We start from the raw sequence: 3,903 nt of genomic DNA on the forward strand, positions 1-3,903 counted from the left end.
ACAACGGTGCTTACTATACGTAAGACAGATCACATTGGGAATGGGTAAGACAGGGGAAAGAAAATATTTTAGATCCACAGACGACATCGCAGCCGAATGCTGTTACTGTGAACCACACACCGGCATAAAAAACCGCCCAAACGAAGACGATCCCCTGCTACCAGGAGAGGAGGACTGATCTGGGCAGCGAAACGATAGGGCGACCAGAAAACACAGCCCGCAAAAGTGTAAGCGCTATGAGGAGAGAAAACGCCCGAAAGGGAGTTCTTATCCGTCAGACCATATAGGGCAGCAAGGATGCCCTATCACTTCAGGGCATCCTTGCTGCCATTATCTTCCAGATGCTCAAGGGCCAGTGCTGTAATGATGCCGAAGGCACAGGCCAACAGCGTTCCTAAAATCCAGACGAAATACCACATGGTTAAGCTCCTTAACTCAGTACAGCGAATGCGTGTTTTGTTCAATATGTTCTTTAGTGATGCGACCGAACATTTTGTAGTAGCACCAGATGGTATAGAGCAGCACAATCGGTACGAAAATGATCGCCACCACGGTCATGACTTTTAGCGTCCCTAGACTTGACGTCGCGTCCCATAGAGTCAGGCTGGCATTGGGCATCGTGCTCGACGGCATGATAAACGGGAACAGCGTGATCCCTGTAGTCAAGATGATGCAGGCCACGGTTAACGAGGAGAAGATGAATGCCCATCCACCGCGCCCCGCGCGGCTAAAGACGATAGTCAAAAGCGGCAGCAGCACGCCCAGCGCCGGCACAACCCATAATCCTGGATAAGCGTGGTAATTTGCCATCCATGCGCCAGCCTTGTGCACCACCTCTTTATGCAGCGGGTTAGACTGCGCGACCCTGTCGATAACAGAGGTAAAACCGTCGATGCCGTTGACGACCCAAATGCCGGCCAGCAGGAACGTCAGCAGGGTGACCAGCGCGGTAAGCTGGGTGATGCCACGCATCCGAACCTGCAAATCGCCGCCAGTACGCATTTGCAGATAGGTGCCGCCCTGGGTCAGGAACATCGCCAGGCTGACGATGCCTGCCAGCAGGCCAAACGGGTTAAGCAGCTGGAAGAAGTTACCGGTATAATATAAACGCAGATACTCATCCACATGGAACGGCACACCTTGCAGCAAGTTGCCGAACGCCACCCCGATCATCACCGGCGAAATGAAGCTGCCGATGAAAATGCCCCAGTCCCACATATTGCGCCAGCGGGCGTCATCGATTTTCGAGCGGTAGTCGAAACTGACCGGGCGGAATAACAGCGAGGCCAGCACTAGAATCATGGCGATGTAAAAGCCGGAGAACGCCGCGGCATACACCATCGGCCAGACGGCGAATAGGGCGCCGCCGGCGGTGATGAGCCATACCTGGTTACCGTCCCAGTGCGGCGCGATGGTATTGATCATGATTCGACGCTCAACGTCGCTGCGGCCAAACAGGCGCATCAACATGCCGACGCCCATATCAAACCCGTCGGTAACGGCAAAGCCGATGAGCAGCACACCAATCAGCACCCACCAGACAACACGCAATACTTCATAATCAAACATAGTCATTCTCTCCCGTATTACGTATTACCATGCGCTCACCGAGGAAACGCGGACGACTGTTCAAAGTGGTAGTGGCCGGTTTTCAAGCTGCTCGGCCCCAGACGCGAGAATTTGAACATCAGATACATTTCCGCCACTAAAAATAGCGTGTACAGTCCGCAAATCAGCCCCATCGAGAACAGGATGTCACTAGCGGTCAGGGTCGAGTTGGCGACCGCAGTCGGCAGGATTTCACCGATAGCCCATGGCTGACGGCCGTATTCGGCGATAAACCAGCCGGACTCTATGGCAATCCACGGCAGTGGAATGCCATAGAGCATGGCGCGGTGCAGCCAGCGGTGATGACCGATGCGGTTGCGCAGCACGGTCCAGAAACAGGAGGCGATCAGCATTAGCATCAGCATGCCGCAGCCCACCATGATACGGAAGGAAAAATACAGCGGCGCAACGCGTGGGATGGAATCACTGGTAGCCTGGCGAATTTGCTGCTCGCTGGCCTGGGTAATATCGTCGGTGTAGCGTTTTAGCAGCAGCCCGTAGCCTATATCCTGCTTAGCGCTGTTGAACGCTTCACACACTGCGGGATCGGTGCTACCTTCACGAAGCTGTTGCAGCAGACTGTAGGCCTTTATCCCGTTACGGATGCGCACCTCATGCTGGGTCATCAGATCTTTCAGGCCGGTGACCTGACGATCGGTGGAACGGGTAGCGATAATGCCCAGTGCGTAAGGGATCTGCACCGCGAAATAGTTGGTCTGGTCTTCCTGATTCGGCAGGCCGAACAGGGTGAAGGAAGCCGGCGCCGGCTCAGTGTTCCATTCAGCCTCGATAGCGGCCAGCTTGGTTTTTTGCACGTCTCCTACTTCATAGCCGGACTCATCCCCCAGCACGATGACCGACAGAACCGCTGCCACGCCGAAGGAAGCGGCGATAGCGAAGGAGCGTTTGGCGAAGGCGATATCGCGCCCCTTCAGCAGATAATATGAACTGATGCCGAGGACAAACATCGCGCCAGTGCAATAGCCCGCGGCTACGGTATGCACGAATTTCACCTGCGCCACCGGATTAAGCACTAGTTCGACGAAGCTGACCATCTCCATCCGCATGGTTTCGTAGTTGAAATCCGCCGCTATGGGATTTTGCATCCATCCGTTGGCGATCAGGATCCACAGCGAGGACAGGTTGGAGCCGAGCGCCACTAGCCAGGTCACGGCCATATGTTGAACTTTTCCGAGGCGATCCCAACCGAAAAAGAACAACCCGACGAAAGTAGATTCCAGGAAGAAGGCCATCAACCCTTCGATGGCCAGCGGCGCGCCGAAGATATCGCCGACATAATGGGAGAAGTATGACCAGTTGGTGCCGAACTGGAACTCCATAGTAAGACCGGTAGCCACGCCGAGGGCGAAGTTGATAGCGAACAATTTGCCCCAGAACTTGGTCAGATCTCTATAGATCTGTTTGCCGGACAGCACATACACCGTTTCCATGATGGCCAGCAAAAACGCCATACCGAGCGTTAGAGGCACAAACAGGAAATGGTACATCGCTGTTAAAGCAAACTGTAATCGTGATAGTTCGACGACATCAAACATGAAGACTCCTTACTCCTCGCAGGAAAGATCCTACATGCGCCGCTACGGCCGTACCCTTGAGCAGGACGGAAAAGCGCGGTGAATAATAAAGGCTTTATAGTTATCATTAACCGCCTTTCGCCTATGACTCCTGAGGGGAAGAAGGGCAGAGGCGCTACAGACGTATCAGAGAAATATCAGCATAACCAGTTGTGAATGCCCGTAAGTTGTGAATGCCCGTATATTACCCCTCAACTTCCTTTGGATAAATATATTTTTTAGTGATAGAAGTATTAAAACCGCATAATGAGCAAACCTGGTACGAGGTACGAGAGGCGGCCGTCTTATTGAAATTACACTAGCGTAACATTACTACCAGTACAGTAGATGCGTGGGGAGATATTGATTTAAAGCAATATTTTTTTGTTAAATATTAGTAGCTAAAAAAGGCAATATCACTGATATGTTGCCAAAGTGTGATTAATAAAATATGGTGATTAAATAAAATGAAAATAATAATGTGTTCTCTTCATCTCTGAAGCAGTAGCGCTATTAAATAGGCTCATCGCGCGAGATAGTGTGCGCGTTTACTAAAAAAAGAGAGAAAATATCACCGCGCCGTCATCATTGTGGTGTGACGTTATTTATGCTCTGCCGTGCAAACGTTTTTTCACTGTACTTGCCTCTCGCGGCGAATAAGCCAGCCTAGACTTAAGTCTAGACGACAAGGTCATGAGGCAAAGCGCGGAATAACAGCCGC

At 52.1% G+C, this 3,903-nt stretch carries 3 protein-coding genes; all 3 read right to left on the reverse strand.

Annotation, left to right across the window (positions count from 1 at the left end; all coding sequences use genetic code 11):
• Positions 1 to 305: 305 nt before the first annotated feature.
• The 3 genes from cydX to cydA are packed head-to-tail and all read right to left on the reverse strand — an operon-like array spanning position 306 to position 3,164.
• Positions 306 to 419, reverse strand: coding sequence for a cytochrome bd-I oxidase subunit CydX (gene cydX / locus BG74_RS01775; RefSeq protein WP_066596161.1), 114 nt, complete (start codon positions 417 to 419; stop codon positions 306 to 308).
• A 16-nt stretch (positions 420 to 435) separates the two neighbouring features.
• On the reverse strand, positions 436 to 1,569 hold the full coding sequence (cydB, locus tag BG74_RS01780; RefSeq protein ID WP_066596163.1) for a cytochrome d ubiquinol oxidase subunit II: 1,134 nt from the start codon (positions 1,567 to 1,569) through the stop codon (positions 436 to 438).
• A gap of 35 nt (positions 1,570 to 1,604) precedes the next feature.
• Positions 1,605 to 3,164, reverse strand: coding sequence for a cytochrome ubiquinol oxidase subunit I (cydA, locus tag BG74_RS01785; protein ID WP_066596165.1), 1,560 nt, complete (start codon positions 3,162 to 3,164; stop codon positions 1,605 to 1,607).
• Positions 3,165 to 3,903: the final 739 nt, after the last annotated feature.

The organism is Sodalis-like endosymbiont of Proechinophthirus fluctus (genome assembly GCF_001602625.1).
Lineage (GTDB): Bacteria > Pseudomonadota > Gammaproteobacteria > Enterobacterales > Enterobacteriaceae.

Bases quoted from the DNA above. Each gene is read 5' to 3' on its own strand.
- cydB (WP_066596163.1), bottom strand. From the start codon at position 1,569: ATGTTTGATTATGAAGTATTGCGTGTTGTCTGGTGGGTGCTGATTGGT.
- cydA (WP_066596165.1), bottom strand. From the start codon at position 3,164: ATGTTTGATGTCGTCGAACTATCACGATTACAGTTTGCTTTAACAGCG.
- cydX (WP_066596161.1), bottom strand. From the start codon at position 419: ATGTGGTATTTCGTCTGGATTTTAGGAACGCTGTTGGCCTGTGCCTTC.